Origin of the sequence: Pantoea conspicua (genome assembly GCF_002095315.1) — a bacterium.
Taxonomy (GTDB): Bacteria; Pseudomonadota; Gammaproteobacteria; order Enterobacterales; family Enterobacteriaceae; genus Pantoea; species Pantoea conspicua.
Genome location: NZ_MLFN01000073.1, coordinates 1 through 16192, shown reverse-complemented (window position 1 = coordinate 16192; position 16192 = coordinate 1). Strand labels below are relative to the sequence as shown.

The following is a 16192-nucleotide window of genomic DNA, read 5'->3' as shown; positions in this document are numbered from 1 at the left end:
GCCGCGTCGGGGTTGAAATGCAGCAAAGTGTCGAAGTCGTGGATCAGGGTTTCCAGAAAGATGGTCCACTGTGGGATCGGCGCCGGATCACGTAGCGCGGGATCGCGGGTCACCGAGCGGCTTAGCTGGGTGATGCCGTTTTCACCGGCTTTCACTGCGCTGATGGCGGCGGCAAAGCCTGCACTGAAGCGACGGTTAAAGCCGACCTGTAACACGACGCCCGCCATTTCCGCCGCGGCAATGGCCCGATCAGCTTCCTCCAGCGTCACCGCCATCGGTTTTTCACAAAAAACATGCTTACCGACCTGCGCGGCGGCAATCATCAGTTCTGCATGAGTACGGGCGGGGGTCGCAATCGCCACCGCATCAATTTCACTGTCGTTGAGTAACGCCTGTAAATCGGTATAGGCTTTCTCCACGCCCAGTCGATCAGCCAGTTTTTGGGCAGCACCAGGCTGCAGATCGGCGACGGCCGCCAGTCGGGCACCGGGCACCCGCAGTGCCAGATTCTCCGCATGAAAACTGCCCATTCGACCTGCGCCGATTAATCCCACACGCACAGTTTTGTGATTCATAACAACTCCTGTTTATTTATTGTTTGCCCAGTCAGGCTGGATAGAGGGTTCAGCGGTCTGCTGTGCCTCAGCGGAAAAGCGACGGGATTTGGATAACATCAGCGGCTCGATGTGCTCCAGCGAGACGCCCCGGGTTTCCGGCAGAAAACGCTGCACGAACCAGAAAGCCACCAGACAACCGACGGTGCACAGCATCAGTGGAAATGCGCCGTGAAAGTGGGTCATCAACAGGCTGCTACGATTCATCATCGGGAAGCTCTGAGTAACAATAAAGTTAGCCAGATACATGGATGAGAAGGCGTAACCCATGGCAACGGCGCGGATCCGGTTAGGAAAGATTTCGGAGATCAGTAACCAGGCGCCCAGGCTCCACGACATGCCGAAAATCAGCACAAATGCCACCAGACCGAACACCGGCAACAGTCCGTCGGTCTGAGCAATAAAGGCCCAGCTTGTCATCATCAGGCAGAGGGCACAGCCCAGCGCGCCCCAGCGAAGTAAGCGGGTCCGGCCCCAGCGATCGACGGCATTCAGGCAAAAGGCCACCCCAGCCAGCAGCGCCAGCCCCAGAAAAATGCTGTGGAACAGTGAGGTTTGCGTATCGGAAGAAATGTTCTGAAGCAGTGACGGTGCGTAATAGAGCAGAATATTGATGCCGGAGATCTGCTGCAGGATGGCGATGGCACAGCCAATCAGCAGGATATAGCGCGCCCGGGCATCTCGCAGCAATCCGGTGCTGGCACGACCATCGCCGTGACCGGCGGTGGAAGCGCTGATTTCTGCCAGCAGGCGGGTAGCATGTTGTGGCGTCGATAAACGGGTCAGCACCGCCAGTGCCTGCTCACGTTTACCGTTCAGCGCCAGCCAGCGCGGCGATTCCGGCATGAACGGCACCAGCGCCAGAAACAACAGGCAGGGCACCACGCCGGACGCCAGCATCCAGCGCCAGCCTTCGCTGACGATCCAGCTGTGAGTCATGCCGCGGGCGATAAGATAGTTGACCACATAAACCGTGACCTGCCCGCCCACCATCAGTATCTGCTGCAGGCCAAGCATACGGCCGCGCCAGTCTTTCGGTGAGATCTCGGCAATGTAGAGCGGTGTAATCGCCGAGGCCATGCCCACGGCCAGTCCGCCGATCAGGCGGTAAATCACAAACTGGGTCAGGGTGTCGGCCAGCGCCGATCCCACCGCTGATAGCGTAAATAACAGGGCAGTAAGTATCAGCGTCGGCTTACGGCCGATACGGTCAGAGAGTGCGCCCACGCTCCAGGCACCCACCACACAACCGAGGATCACATTTGAAACAGCCCAGCCACTTTGCCACGGCGATAATGCCAGATGTTCTGTTAACGGTTCTATCACTCCGGAAATCACCGAGGCGTCATAGCCAAGAATGACGCCACTGAGTGAGGCAATCGAACAGATGAACAGCAGTAACTTCAGATTATGTTTACGCATAACACCTTATCTTTCCCGTTAATTTTTTACAGGTGAGGGTTAGCCTGAGGATTGCAAAACAGGTGCCAGCTTTTGAACCGGGTTTTATGTGAACGACCTCTCAGATAACGGCTGTCAGGTGAAAATAAAATTTACATGTCAACTTAACATGTCATTAAAATGGACATTCCATTTCCCCCGGAGTTTGCGATGCCGACGCTGCATGATTTATTGCCGAATAAAGAAGAGAGCGACGCCATTTTCAGCCTGCCTGAAGGCAGTGATGCGGCACGCTGGGAACAACTGCTTGCGCAGGGATGGCAGGCCTTTGTAGCGGGAGAGCAGCCGCACTGGATCCGCAGCAGTATCCTGCTGTCGTGGACACGTTGCCGGCAGCGCGGCATTGATCCGACCCGGTTCAGCTACAACGCGCCGGAGCCGGATGAAGTGACCGCTATTCTCAGCCACAACAGTGAACTGATCGCAGTGGCGCACAATGTGATGCAGAATCTGCTGGCCTATAACCCGGATGGCCACATCAATCTGACCGATGCGCAGGGCGTGGTGCTGAGTTACTGCGGCAGCGATCTGACGCCGGTTGGCAGCATCCTGCGTGAAGAGGTGCTGGGCACCAACTGCACCGCACGCTGCTTACGCGAACAGCGGCTGGTCTATGTGCTGAGCGGAGAAAACTGGAAGCTGTCATTACGCGAGCGCAACCAGCAATGCGCTGCGGCACCGATTCGTGATGTCCGTGGCCGGATGATCGGCGTTCTGACGCTGACGGCCACTCCCGACAGTTTTAATGTTCACACACTTGGTACCGTCCAGGCCGCCGCAGAGGCGATTGGACAGCAACTGACTCTGCGCCGTCTGCTGGCTGAGCAGCAATCGATTCTGGAAACGCTGAATGAAGGCGTAGTGGTCTGCGATCCCGATGGCCGCATCAAAACCCTGAATCGCTACGCCCGTCAGATTTTCGCCGGAATAGATGCCGACAATGCGCATATTGATCGGTTGCTGCAGCCGCAATCGGGTTCGCTGCTCACCCTTCCCTGCTGCAACGACCGTGAGATGGTGTTTCGCCCCGATGGCAGACGCAGCGTTTCCTGTCTGGTATCACTGATGCCAGCGCCTGATGGTGGTCGCATTTTATCGCTGCGTGAAAATCAGCGTATCCGGGCAATCACCCGACGGGTGCTGGGCGTCAGCGCCAGCTACACCTTTGAGATGATTCATGGCAGCGCGCTTATACTGCAACAGGCAATCAAGGATGCCCGCGCCAGTAGCCGCAGCGACAGCACGGTGCTGCTGACTGGCGAAAGCGGTACGGGTAAGGAGTTGTTTGCTCAGGCGATTCATAACGCCAGCAGCCGTTCACAGGAGTCATTTGTTGCGGTCAACTGTGGCGCGCTGCCGCGCGATCTGGTGCAGAGCGAGCTGTTCGGCTACGTTGACGGCGCTTTTACCGGTTCACGGCGGGGTGGTTCGGCAGGGAAATTTGAACTGGCCGATGGCGGCACTCTGTTTCTTGATGAAATTGGCGAAATGCCGCTGGAAGCGCAGACCAGCCTGCTGCGCGTTCTGCAGGAGAATGAAGTGTTGCGCATCGGGGCTGCTCAGCCGGTTAAAGTGGATGTCCGCATCGTGGCAGCAACCCATTGCGATCTGCAGCGCGCCGTGGAACAGGGAGCCTTTCGCCGCGATCTTTTCTATCGCCTTAACGTCATTTCCCTGAGCATCCCCGCCTTACGCGAACGTCAAAGTGATATTCCTGATCTGGTCACGACTTTTATACGCACGTTGTGCCAGCGGCTGAATAAGACGCCGCCGCAGGTGACACCGGAAGCGATGCGCTGCCTGCAGGCGTGGCACTGGCCAGGCAATGTGCGCGAGCTGGAAAACCTGGTTGAGCGGATAGTCAATCTCTGTCAGAGCAGCAGCATTGAACTGACCGATTTGCCCGCGGAATTTATCAACAGCACCTCACCGGCTACCCCCGCCCTAACCAGCCTGCTGCAGGATAATGAGCGGGCCTGTATCCTGGAGACAATTCGCTCGCAGGGCGGCAATGTGCGTCAGTCTGCTAAGCTGCTGGGGATTTCACGCACCGCGCTCTACAACAAGCTCAGCCAGTGGAACATTTCGATCAACAGCCTGCGGCAATAATTTTATCCTTCCACAGCGGCGCTACGCGCGCCGCGCCCTCTGTCAGGGCCAGAAACATGGCTTTCGGCCGTTAAAAGGCTTAAAATGTGACCATATCCCTCACCGGTCACTTTGCAACCCCGTCTACTTATCAGGCATTAAAATGACAGAACAGTTTACCGATAACGGCGGCCGCGGCCCGGCCGAACATAACGTTCGCGACCAGATCGTGGATGCCGCTATGCAGCATTTCGCACATTACGGCTACGAGAAAACTACCGTCTCCGATCTTGCCAGGGCGATTGGCTTTTCAAAGGCCTATATCTACAAATTCTTTGAGTCCAAACAGGCCATTGGCGAAGTCATCTGTGCTAACCGGCTGGCAATGATTATGCAGCGAGTAGAAGCCGCCATCAGCGATGCACCCGGCGCTGCTGAACAGCTACGCCGACTGTTTCGCACGCTTTCCACTACCGGCAGCGAACTGTTTTTTCACGATCGCAAACTGTATGACATCGCAGCAGTCGCCTCACGCGATCGCTGGCCATCGGCCCAGGCGCATGAAGAACGGCTGCTGAACCTGATTCATCAGATCCTTCGTCAGGGCAGAGAGGCAGGCGAATTTGAACGTAAGACCCCGGCAGATGAAGCAGCAGAAGCGATTTACCGGGTGATTAAACCTTACTCCAGCCCGGTTCTGCTGCAGTACAACCTCGATGAGGCGGAATCAGCCTCAGTACAACTGGCGGCACTGGTGTTACGCAGCCTGGCACCCTGATCTGTGACTATTGAATTATTTGGTCACTTGATCAAAGCTGACAATCTGTCTGATGGCACTTTCAGGCATCGTCTGCTGCTGCGCCTGTTACTCCCTTCCGGTTAAGCCCAGCGGGCTGAAGGTGACGTTCTGCGTCTCCATTGCGCAGGGTTCCCTCATCCGCGCTAAGGTTGAAAGCGTGCATCGATTAAACCACGGCTCTGCAGCAGGAAGACAGCCCTCCTGCAGAGCGACTACAGGAGGAACTGCATGAGTCATTCAACCGCGTCTGAACGCATTGTGATTACCGGTATGGGGATCGTCTCGCCATTGGGTTGCGGAGTGGAGACGGTCTGGCAACGCCTGACCGCGGGTCAGTCAGGAATTCGAGGGCTGACCGAGGAGATGAGCGCCGGCACCGGTATTTCAGTGGGTGGCAGCGTCCCGACGGTCGAGGAAGATCCGCTGGCCGGTTACGATCCCCAGACCTTTATCCTGCCGAAAGAGCGCAAAAAGATGTCCCGCTTTATCGAGTTTGCGCTGATGGCTGCGGACGAAGCACTGAAGCAGGCGGGCTGCATCCTCAGCCTGAAGATGAGGCCGCGCGTGAACGCACCGCCACCATCATTGCCTCAGGCGTGGGTGGCTTTGGCGCCATTGCGGAAGCGGTACGCACCACCGACGCGCGCGGTCCGCGCCGGCTTTCTCCCTTCACGGCACCCTCATTTCTCGCCAATATGGCCGCGGGCCATGTCTCAATTAAACACGGGTTTACCGGACCGCTGGGCGCGCCCGTTACCGCCTGCGCCGCAGGCGTGCAGGCGATTGGTGATGCCGCAAGGCTGATCAGAAGTGGCGAAGCCGATATCGCCATCTGCGGCGGCACCGAGGCCGCGCTGGACCGGGTGACGCTGGGCTGCTTTTCGGCCGCACGCGCACTGTCGGTAGGCTTTGAAGATCATCCGCATCAGGCTTCACGCCCGTTTGATCGCGACCGCAACGGTTTTGTGATGGCCGAAGGCGCGGGTCTGCTGGTTATTGAATCGCTGGCCCATGCCGAGGCGCGAGGCGCAACGCCGCTGGCTGAACTGGTCGGATACGGTACCAGTGCCGATGCCTACCACCTGACCGCCAGCCCCGAAAATGGCAGCGGCGCAGCGCGGGCGATGAAACTGGCGATGCGACAAGCGGGCATCGGGCCGGAAGCGGTACAGCACATCAACGCCCATGCAACATCGACACAGGTGGGCGATCGCGGTGAACTCGCTGCGATTCGTGCAGTATTTGGCGATGACTCTCAGGTGGCCGTAACCTCGACGAAGTCGGCAACCGGGCATCTGCTGGGCGCAGCGGGCGGCATAGAGGCGATATTCACGCTGCTTGCTCTACGCCATCAACAGGTACCACCGACTCTCAATCTGTATCATCCCGACGAAGCGGCGGGCAACCTCGATCTGGTGGCGCTTAATGCCCGTTCGATGGAACTGACCTATGCCATGTCGAATGGTTTTGGATTTGGCGGCGTTAACGCCAGCCTCCTGTTGCGGAAGTGGTAGTCGCCCCGGCGCACCTAAGCAATCATGCCGTGCGGCAATAACCACTGCACGGCATGGAAACTCAGCATTAGCCTTCTCAACCTTTATCTATGATGCGATGAGAGATGAATTACGGGTGAGAACATTGTGGCGGTAAGCGGTTGTTCGGGTATTTCCTCACCAGATTATTCTTATTCTATTGTGCCTGAGGGCACCAACGTTATATTTCCATACTTTTCCTGACAATATTACTCTCACGCCGCCGCTTACGGTTAAATTTCAGCACTACAATGAGATCAACGACAATAACCTCAGGGAAATTTGATGAACATTGCAGCCTTCGATATTGGTGGTACCTCTTTAAAAATGGGCGTAATTGACGATAAGGGAAATATTCTGACCAGTGACAGTTGCGATATTTCACATAATGATCGGGATAAAATACTGGAACACATCATCGCCTGGCTAAAGAAAAACCCATCATGCAGCGGCATTGCGGTCAGCACGCCAGGTTATATCGATCCGGACAGCGGCTATATTGCGATGGGCGGCACCATTCGCGACTTTGATCAGTTTCACCTGAGTCAATGGCTGACTGAAAAAACCTCACTGCCCACCACGGTGGAAAATGATGCGCACTGTGCTTTACTGGCCGAGCGCTGGCTGGGAAAAGCGAAACAGCTGAATGATTTTCTGATGTTAACCATCGGTACCGGATTAGGCGGTGCGGCCTTCTGTAATGGCGCGCTGATCCGCGGTGGCCGAAATCGTGCCGGAGAATTTGGCTGCCTGCTGACGTCACGCCCCACCGACAGCAATATCGAACCCCATACCATGGCACAGAGTTGCACCATGACCGCCCTGCGCGAAAATTACAGTGAGGCAGCAGGCCAGTCCGCCGAGGATATCAGTGGCAAGGATGTGTTCGACGCGTTTGATCAGGGTAATGAGCAGGCACAAAATGTGGTTAATCGTTTTTATCAGGATCTCGCAGCCTGTCTATATAACCTGTTCAGCGTGTTTGACCCGCAGACTATATTTATCGGCGGAGGCATTACCGAACGCGACCCCTTTATTGAAGAACTCGGCCGGGAGCTGAAGAAATATCAAATTGATATTCGTATCGATACCGCCACCTATGGCAATGATTCCGGTATGCTGGGCGCGGTCTGTCATTTTTTGCAAAGCCAGCAAACCGATATCGCCTAGTTCGTCTCGCCGAATCAGCGCTGCCGCCAGTCAGGTATAATCAAATCGCCGCGTAACACCGAACTACCCAGCATCTGTTGGGTAGTGGCGGTTAGCCAGCCGACGATGCGTGACGCCATCGCGTCGAGCGAATATTCAATCGCCGGAATAGTGGGTAAACCCGGTAAATTAACCGAACCTGCGAGACTGAATACCATCACGTCATTCGGTACCGCTTTATTATAGCCCTGTAACTGCGCGATTACGTTTTGTGCTTCCTGCTCGTTAGCGACCAGCAACGCATTGAAAGTCCGGCTGCTGGCATTATTCAGCAGCATCTGAATCGCCACCGATGAAGAGACTGCATCGGTAATAACCAGATTACGGTTAAAGGGTAAAAGATTATTTTCCAGCGCCAGTTTGTACCCATGTAAGACCTGACCGGCCGTGCCACCGTTCTCGGGCTGAATGAGGGCGATCTGACGACGGCCCTGATTAATCAGGAAATTGCTCGCGGTCTCTGCGGCAAAAGCGTGATCGAACTGAATACTGTTCGGCCCTTCCGCATCAGCGCAGTCGACCAGAATGACATGTTCATCATCAATATTAAGGGGAAAACGCGCGCCAATGATCAACACATCGTCGCACAGTCCACAGCTCAGCTCGTCAAGCGCGGTCAGAACTTCACTTTTGCTATGGGCAAAGCGCAACAGCAGGTGCTTTTGATGCTGACGAAGCTGTTTTTCCAGTGCGAAAAGCCAGGCGGTGATCTGATTAACGTTTTCCTGCGCGCAGATAACGCCGATGCAGTGGGTGGTCTGGCTGAATAACGACTGAGCAATGACGTTTGGCCGGTAGTTCAACTCCTCAACGGCTTTCAGAACCGCCAGCCGACTGGCTTCCTTTACGCCGCGTGAACCACTCAACACCCGGGAAACTGTGGCTTTTGATACCCCAGCCAGCCGCGATACATCGTTGATAGTAGACATTTTACTCCCCTGAAAACGGCGCTATGCCAAAAAAACGCTTACTTTGCTTATCTTCGCAATGGTTCGCCGGCCAAAGTATAGCCATTTCACCCTGTTATGGAAACCGCTTTTCCATAAGCCGCAACATCTTCGCTTTTACGGTCAATTTTGTGACCCTAATCGAATTAAAAAAACCGGTTATTCCGCCTTATTGACGCACATCACACTTCTGATTGCTGTCGATGGAAACCGGTTTCCATATGATATCCAATCATCCTCACTTTAGTGTCAAAGGCGAGGAACAGTAACCATGTACAGAATCATGTTGTGTTGTTCAGCAGGGATGTCCACCAGCATGCTGGTGCGGAAAATGGTGGAAGCCGCCGCGCAACGGGCGTTACCCGTTGAGATCAACGCGTTTGGCGTAGCGGAGTTTGACGAACAATATTCCCGCTATCAGGTGGTGTTACTCGGACCACAGGTAAAATACATGCTGCAAAGCCTGAGCGAAAAAGCAGCAGGCCACTCTATTCCGGTACAACCGATAGATATGATGGACTACGGCATGCAACGGGGTGACAAGGTGCTGGATTTTGCGCTGTCGCTGATTGCTGCGGCGAAGGAAAAGGCGGCCTTATGAGCTCTCTCTACCAATCAATGATCGCGGTGATTGAGCAATCGATTACGCCGCTGGCCGGTCGGCTGGGACAGCAGAAATATGTGATTGCTATTCGTGACGGTTTTACTGCCGCACTGCCGTTTATGATCATCGGCTCCTTCATGCTGGTGTTTATCTTTCCCCCCTTCTCAGCCACCAGCACCAACAGCGTCGCCCGGGCCTGGCTCGATTTCTCCGCCACCTACCGTGACCAGTTGATGCTGCCGTTTAACCTCAGCATGGGAGTGATGACATTTTTCATCTCGGTAGGGATTGGTGCCAGTCTGGGACGGCAATTCTCACTGGATCCGGTGATGTCTGGTCTGCTGGCCTTTATGGCTTTTTTACTGGTAGCAGCCCCCTACTCAAATCACACTATTTCTACTGAATACCTCTCCGGTCAGGGGATTTTTACCGCGCTGCTGACCGCCATTTATGCTACCCGCGTTTATGCCTGGCTGAAGCACAACAATATCACTATCCGCCTGCCAAAAGAGGTACCGACCGGTGTCGCACGCTCGTTTGAGATCCTGATCCCGGTAGTGGTGATCATCGGTACTTTGCATCCGCTGAACCTGCTGATTGAAGCCAAAACCGGGATGATCATTCCGCAGGCGATTATGCATCTGCTGGCACCGCTGGTCTCCGCCTCCGACTCTTTACCGGCGATTCTGCTGTCGGTACTGCTGTGTCAGATCTTCTGGTTCGCCGGCATCCACGGCGCGCTGATTGTCACTGGCATCATGAACCCGTTCTGGATGGCCAATCTCTCGGCTAATCAGGCCGCACTGGCGGCGGGCCATGTATTACCGCACATCTATCTGCAGGGCTTCTGGGATCACTACCTGCTGATTGGCGGCGTTGGCTCTACCCTGCCTCTGGCCTTTCTGTTGCTGCGCAGCCGCGCCACCCATCTGCGGACCATCGGCAGAATGGGCATCGTGCCGAGCTTCTTCAATATCAACGAACCGATCCTGTTTGGCGCGCCGATCATCATGAATCCATTGATGTTTATTCCGTTTGTTTGCGTGCCGATGCTTAACGCCGTGCTGGCGTATACCGCTACCCGACTGGGCTGGCTGGCTCAGGTGGTGTCGCTGACGCCGTGGACCACGCCGGCACCGATTGGCGCATCATGGGCAGCGAACTGGGCGATTAGCCCGGTGGTCATGTGTTTGGTCTGCATGGTGCTTTCCGCGCTGTGTTACCTGCCGTTCCTCCGCGCCTACGAACGATCGCTGATGAAAGCCGAACTGGAGAAGACGCAATCGCACGCGCCGCTGGCTGAAACCGCCGGTACCCACTAATTCCCTGGAGAGAGGCACCATGCATTACACGTTTCCCGATAACTTCTGGTGGGGCAGCGCCAGTTCCGCGTTACAGACCGAAGGTGATAGCCTGAACGGCGGCAAAAGCGCCACCATCTGGGATCACTGGTACACGCAGCAGCCATCGCGTTTTCATCAGCAGATTGGCCCTGCTGACACCTCAACCTTTTATCAGCACTGGCGTCAGGATATCGCCTTGCTGAAGCAGCTGAACCACAATAGCTTCCGCACCTCAATCAGCTGGTCACGGCTGATCCCGGACGGCAGCGGTGACATCAACCCTCAGGCGGTAGACTTCTATAACCAGGTGATTGATGAACTGCTGGCGCAGGGTGTCACCCCCTTTATGACCCTGTTTCACTTTGACATGCCGATGGCGATGCAGCAGCTGGGCGGCTGGGAGAACCGGGAAGTCGTCACGGCATTCAGTCGCTATGCCCGCCTCTGCTTTGAGCTGTTCGGCGACCGCGTGCAGCACTGGTTTACCTTTAACGAGCCGATCGTGCCGGTTGAGGGTGGCTACCTGTACGACTTCCACTACCCCAACGTGGTGGATTTCCGCCGGGCGGCCACGGTGGCTTACCATACGGTGCTGGCCCATGCTTTCGCGGTACGCGCCTTCCGGGCAGGTTCTTTCCCGGGTGAAATCGGCATTGTGCTCAACCTGACACCCTCCTATCCACGTTCGCAGCACCCGGCGGATTTGACCGCGGCGCATCACGCCGATCTGCTGTTTAACCGCAGTTTTCTCGACCCGGTGTTACGCGGCGAATTTCCGGCCGATCTGGTGGCGCTGCTCAGGCAGTACGACCAGTTACCGCCAGCGCAGCCTGAAGATAATACTCTGATTGCCGAAGGCGTTATCGACCTGCTCGGGGTCAATTATTATCAGCCACGCCGGGTAAAATGCCGTGACAGCGCAATCAATCCGGCCGCGCCGTTTATGCCGGAATGGTTTTTTGACAGCTATGAGATGCCGGGCCGGAAAATGAACCCTTATCGCGGCTGGGAAATCTACGAGCCGGGCATCTATGACATTCTTACCAACCTGCGACTCAATTATGGCAACCCACGCTGCTTTATCTCAGAAAACGGCATGGGCGTAGAAAATGAGCAACGCTTTGTTGAGGACGGACAGATCAACGATCAATACCGTATCGACTTCGTTGCTGAGCACCTTAAATGGGTTCACCGGGCGATCGGCGAAGGCAGCCAGTGTCTCGGATACCATATGTGGACCTTTATTGATAACTGGTCATGGTGTAACGCCTATAAAAATCGCTACGGCTTTGTCCAGCTCGATATCGCCACTCAGCAACGCACGGTGAAAAAAAGCGGCGAGTGGTTTGCGGCAACATCGGCCCGTAATGGTTTTACCCACCCGGAGAACGTAGCATGATCGATCAGGAAGAAGCGGTAATGGAGATTATTGTGAATGCCGGTCAGTCGCGCAGCCTCTGCTTTGAGGCATTGCAGGCGGCCCGTCAGGGGCAAATCGACCATGCACGGGATCTGCTGCGTCAGGCCGATACCTTCACCCGCCAGGCGCATAAAATGCAGACCCGGCTGATTGAGCAGGATGCCGGCGAAGCCCGGCAGCCGATGACCTTAATTATGGTCCATGCCCAGGATCACCTGATGACCTCCATGCTGGCGCGTGAGCTCTCTGAAGAGATCCTTCATCTGTACCAGCGCGATGCGCGCGCCTGAGGTCGGCTGTTTAACCCGAGAACAGAATGGCGGGCGCACTCATCCTGCGCCACGCGATCGAGCCTTACCCGCGAATCGGCGAATCAAACAGGCTGATCGCCAGCCCGGTCAGCGCAAACACCAGCAGATACAACAGGATCAGCGCCGCCAGCAGGTTTCGATGACTGCGCATTCCGCCTCGCCTTTTCATGCCCTCATCAGAAGGTGTAGCTGAGCGCGAGGGTGGCTGATGTCCCATTGCGTTTCTCAACAATCGGGCTATCGGAGGCGTGCTTGTCGAGCCAGGTATATTCACCAATGACACTGGCCGCCCAGGCGGGCGTGAACTGATGGCTCCAGGTCAGGCTGGTGTCGGTGCCATAGAAACCGCCGGCGGCGTTATAGCGAGCAAAACCACTGCGTGCGCTTTGCTGGCTGTTGACGCCATAGAAGGTGTTCATGTAACGATCATCCCCGAACAGACCCGAAACCTGCAAGGCGAGCGTGTCGCTGTCGGTTTGCCACGGGACCAGGGTGGCGGAAGTACGATACTGCACACCCTGACCGTCACTTAATGGCAGCGTCGCTTTGCCTTCCAGCGCCAGCCAGGGCGTCACTGACCAGCCCAGCGCCAGCGAGGTGTTGACTGTCGCATCGATATTACCCATCCCTTTGAGCCGATCGTCACCGTCACGCCACGCTGAGTTCTTATCAGCGCGTCCCAGTCCATAGCCCAGTGTATGTTCCAGATAGAGACCGTTATTCGCCTGCAGGTCGTAGCCGATCCCCTTTTGCGTATCCAGGAAAAAGGCCCCGTCACGCGCCTGAATCAGCGGCATCAGCTGCCAGTGACGTTTATCCGCTCCGCTGTAGCGCGGCGCATAGATACCGGCCATGCCCAGTGTCACGCTGGGCACTGGCGTTGCGCTGTCATCCGCCACGGCAGCGGCGGCGCTTAACCCTAGCGAAAAACAGACCATGTGAAGCTGTATTTTTCCGGTTATCATCACGTCTCCTCATTATCACATCACGTTTCGGAACTGAGTGGGATCAGTCACGCGTCTCTGGCCGGAGTATGTGAAACCTGTGTCAATGAACGACCAGGGTTTTATGAAGAAACAGTCAAGGTGGTCCGAAAATGCAGTCAAAACGTGTGCTGATTATTGAAGATGACGCGGATGCGGCCGGTGTGCTTGAGGCGTATCTGAAACGTGAAAGTTATGAAGTTATCGTCGCCGGTGACGGCCTGAGCGGTCTGGAGATTGCCCGTCGCTGGCAGCCCGATCTGATCCTGCTGGATATCATGCTGCCCGGCATGAACGGCACTGAAGTGCTGGCGGCGTTGCGGCGGCGTGACGATACGCCGGTGATTATGGTCACCGCGATGGGTGATGCGCCGGATCGCATCGGCGCGCTGCGCTATGGCGCAGACGACTATGTGGTGAAACCCTACAACCCAGGCGAAGTGGTGGCGCGCGTTCAGGCCGTGTTGCGCCGCAGTCAGAACAAAACACCGCTGCCGGAGACCCTGCGCTGGGCGGGATTAGAGGTCGATCCGCTGGCACTTATCGCCGTGGTCAATACTGACGGCGCCGGGCCTCGCCGCCTCGATCTCACCCCAACCGAGTTTTCTCTGCTGGTGACGCTGATGCGTGCGCCAACCCGGCCGTTTACCCGTCTGTTTCTGCTGGAGCACTGCCTGCCGGAGAGCGATGCGCTGGAGCGGGTCGTCGATACCCATGTCTACAACCTGCGACGTAAACTGGAGGTGGCGGGCATCTCCGACGTGTTACCGGCGGTCCGCAGCGTCGGCTATCGGTTCAGACAGCCATGAAAAATAATACCCATACCTCACTGTGGCGCTGGATTTGCATCCGGGTGCTGTTTCTGGCGATTGGCAGCGTCATTTTGATCGCCTTCTGTATGTGGCTGCGTTTTGCCGTGCAGGCATTCTGGGTCTATTACCGGATGCCGCCCGCGCTGCTGGAGGAGTTCTCACAGCTGCGTCAGCATCCCGCCAGCGATCCGGCTCGCTTTCATCAGATTGTCGATCAGTGGTGGGGCATCAACTTTTCTGATCCGTCGCTGGCTTCGTCAGACTGGCTTACCGTTGGCGTGCTGGTAGCGGTAATGATCCCGATGATGGTGCTGATGGCGCTGCGTTTCGCTCGTCCGCTGTCGGCGCAATTCAGCCAGCTGGCGACGGCGGCGCGTGCAGTCTCTGAAGGCGAATTTGGTCGTTCCGCGTCGCTGGTGAAGGCGGCCCCGCAGGAGCTGGTGCGCTTCACAGAAGACTTCAACCAGATGACGCAACAGCTGGCGCGCTACGAACGAGAACTGCGTGCCTCACACGTCGCGATGGCGCATGAATTGCGATCCCCGCTGACGGCGGCAATTGGCCGGTTACAGGGAATTCTGGACGGCGTATTCCAGCCTGAACCGCAGCAGCTGGCGATGATCATGAAACAGCTGACGCAGCTCAGTCGCCTGACGGATGAACTGCACCTGTTATCGCTGGCAGATGCCGGTCAGCTCACCCTGAATCGGGATCGCGTTAACCTCAGCGAGCTATTAGGCGAGCGGATAGGCTGGCTGATGCCGCAGGCGCGGGAAGCGGGCGTAGTGATCAGCGTAGCGCCGGCACAGGATCTTTATCTGACTGCCGATCCGTTTCGTCTCGGTCAGGTGGTGACCATTATCTGCGAAAACGCGCTGCGCTATGCTGCTGAGGGCGGACGGCTGGATATCACCGCCAGCCAGAGCGGTCAGGCCACCGCCCTGACCTTCCGCGATTATGGACAGGGGGTAGATCGCAACTTCTTGCCGACGCTGTTTGACCGCTTTACCCGGGCTGATTCGTCCCGCGCACGCCACTCCGGCGGCAGCGGCCTGGGATTGTCCATCGCAAAAGCAATTATTGAAGCCCACGGCGGCACCCTTCACGCCATCCTGCCGGCAGAAGGGGGGTTGTTAATTGGCATCACCCTGCCGGTGGACTAAGTAGCAATAACTTGACCGTTTCTTGACGGTTCATCGAAGGATTCTGGACACAAGCCGGGTTCAATGGGCGCAACTCATTACAGGAACCCGGCTATGACAGACTTAATTTCGGATGCCGCCCGTCAGGTGTGGCGTCATCTCCTCAGTGTTCACCTCCTTGCGCCGATAGTGTTCCTGCTGCTGGGGGTTTTCATCATGACTGGCTGCCGGGATGAACATTCCTCCCTGTCCGCCGCACCGTCACCAGTGGTAAAAACCGTTATTGCCCCAGCGTTCAGTCACGATGCCTCACTGTCGCTGACCGGCGAAGTTCACGCTCACCAGGAGGTGGCACTGGCCTTCAGGCTCGACGGTCGGGTCATCCGCCGTACGGTTGATCTGGGTGACAGCGTCACTGCCGGCCAGCCGCTGGCGATGCTGGAGGACAATTCGGCGCAGAATCAGTTAAGCAGCGCCCGGGCCGACCTTGAGAGCGCCCGCGCAGCCGAACGCGTCGCCGCGCTTAACCTTCACCGGATGCGGTTGCTGATGCCAGGCGGTGCCATCGCCCGCAGTCAGCTGGACAGCGCCCAGGCAGATTTTCAGAGCGCGCAATCCCGTCGTCTCAGCAGTGAAGCGGCGCTGAAAAATGCCGGCGATCAGCTCAGCTGGACCCAGCTCAGGGCACCTGTTGCTGGCCGGGTCACGGCCGTCAACGTTCAGCCAGGTCAGGTCGTCAGCGCCGGGCAAAGCGTGATGTCGCTGGCGGCGGACGATGCCCGCGATGCGGTGTTTGATCTGGCAGAGCCGGGTCTGGTGCGGTCTGACGACGCCACGCCGCTGAAGGTGACACTGCTTGCCAACCCGCGGGTGCAGGTCAGCGGCCGCGTGCGTGACATCAGTCCGCAGGCCGACCCCGCAAGACCC

General features: G+C 56.8%; 14 protein-coding genes and 1 pseudogene. 11 read left to right on the top strand and 4 right to left on the bottom strand.

Features of this window, described 5'->3' with window-relative positions; all coding sequences use genetic code 11:
- A partial coding sequence (locus HA41_RS18295) for a Gfo/Idh/MocA family oxidoreductase (protein WP_158086631.1) occupies positions 1 to 575 on the bottom strand: 575 nt, incomplete at its 3' end.
- Positions 576 to 587: 12 nt separating this feature from the next.
- The gene (locus HA41_RS18290) at positions 588 to 2036 is read right to left on the bottom strand and encodes a sugar porter family MFS transporter (RefSeq protein WP_094121960.1); all 1449 of its coding nucleotides are present in this window, start codon (positions 2034 to 2036) and stop codon (positions 588 to 590) included.
- A 189-nt stretch (positions 2037 to 2225) separates the two neighbouring features.
- Here HA41_RS18290 and HA41_RS18285 point away from each other — a divergent pair, with 189 nt between their 5' ends.
- From HA41_RS18285 to HA41_RS18270, 4 genes and pseudogenes are all read left to right on the top strand, one after another.
- Positions 2226 to 4184: a sigma-54-dependent Fis family transcriptional regulator gene (locus HA41_RS18285; RefSeq protein WP_094121959.1), complete on the top strand. Its 1959-nt coding sequence runs from the start codon at positions 2226 to 2228 to the stop codon at positions 4182 to 4184.
- A gap of 142 nt (positions 4185 to 4326) precedes the next feature.
- A complete protein-coding gene (locus HA41_RS18280; RefSeq protein ID WP_094121958.1) occupies positions 4327 to 4941 on the top strand; it encodes a TetR/AcrR family transcriptional regulator in 615 nt (204 codons plus the stop codon).
- 249 nt (positions 4942 to 5190) lie between these two features.
- A pseudogene (fabF, locus tag HA41_RS18275) lies at positions 5191 to 6476 on the top strand (beta-ketoacyl-ACP synthase II).
- Positions 6477 to 6779: 303 nt separating this feature from the next.
- Positions 6780 to 7664 (top strand): ROK family protein, encoded by an 885-nt coding sequence (locus HA41_RS18270; RefSeq protein WP_094121957.1) that lies wholly within the window; start codon positions 6780 to 6782, stop codon positions 7662 to 7664.
- Between the two features lie 14 nt (positions 7665 to 7678).
- Here HA41_RS18270 and HA41_RS18265 read toward each other — a convergent pair whose 3' ends face one another.
- Positions 7679 to 8632, bottom strand: coding sequence for a LacI family DNA-binding transcriptional regulator (locus tag HA41_RS18265; RefSeq protein ID WP_094121956.1), 954 nt, complete (start codon positions 8630 to 8632; stop codon positions 7679 to 7681).
- A 289-nt stretch (positions 8633 to 8921) separates the two neighbouring features.
- Between HA41_RS18265 and HA41_RS18260 the strand changes: the two genes are divergently transcribed.
- Genes HA41_RS18260 through HA41_RS18245 form a run of 4 tightly spaced genes read left to right on the top strand, consistent with a single transcriptional unit; the run spans position 8922 to position 12307 of the window.
- Entirely contained in the window at positions 8922 to 9251 is a 330-nt protein-coding gene (locus tag HA41_RS18260; protein WP_094121955.1) for a PTS sugar transporter subunit IIB, read from the top strand.
- Positions 9248 to 10576, top strand: coding sequence for a PTS sugar transporter subunit IIC (locus tag HA41_RS18255; RefSeq protein ID WP_094121954.1), 1329 nt, complete (start codon positions 9248 to 9250; stop codon positions 10574 to 10576). The genes HA41_RS18260 and HA41_RS18255 overlap by 4 nt, the downstream gene beginning before the upstream one ends.
- A gap of 19 nt (positions 10577 to 10595) precedes the next feature.
- Entirely contained in the window at positions 10596 to 11996 is a 1401-nt protein-coding gene (locus HA41_RS18250; protein ID WP_094121953.1) for a glycoside hydrolase family 1 protein, read from the top strand.
- Positions 11993 to 12307 carry a PTS lactose/cellobiose transporter subunit IIA gene (locus tag HA41_RS18245; protein ID WP_094121952.1) on the top strand — a complete coding sequence of 105 codons (315 nt, stop codon included), beginning with the start codon at positions 11993 to 11995 and terminating at the stop codon, positions 12305 to 12307. The genes HA41_RS18250 and HA41_RS18245 overlap by 4 nt, the downstream gene beginning before the upstream one ends.
- Before the next feature lie 197 nt (positions 12308 to 12504).
- On the opposite strand, the gene HA41_RS18240 is transcribed toward HA41_RS18245, so the two are convergent.
- Positions 12505 to 13293 carry a MipA/OmpV family protein gene (locus HA41_RS18240; protein ID WP_094121951.1) on the bottom strand — a complete coding sequence of 263 codons (789 nt, stop codon included), beginning with the start codon at positions 13291 to 13293 and terminating at the stop codon, positions 12505 to 12507.
- A gap of 131 nt (positions 13294 to 13424) precedes the next feature.
- On the opposite strand from HA41_RS18240, the gene HA41_RS18235 reads away from it, so the two are divergent.
- The 3 genes from HA41_RS18235 to HA41_RS18225 form a co-directional block, all read left to right on the top strand.
- Positions 13425 to 14120: a response regulator gene (locus tag HA41_RS18235; RefSeq protein ID WP_094121950.1), complete on the top strand. Its 696-nt coding sequence runs from the start codon at positions 13425 to 13427 to the stop codon at positions 14118 to 14120.
- Positions 14117 to 15286: a sensor histidine kinase gene (locus HA41_RS18230; RefSeq protein WP_094121949.1), complete on the top strand. Its 1170-nt coding sequence runs from the start codon at positions 14117 to 14119 to the stop codon at positions 15284 to 15286. The genes HA41_RS18235 and HA41_RS18230 overlap by 4 nt, the downstream gene beginning before the upstream one ends.
- Positions 15287 to 15379: 93 nt before the next feature.
- A partial coding sequence (locus HA41_RS18225; protein ID WP_143807364.1) for an efflux RND transporter periplasmic adaptor subunit occupies positions 15380 to 16192 on the top strand: 813 nt, incomplete at its 3' end.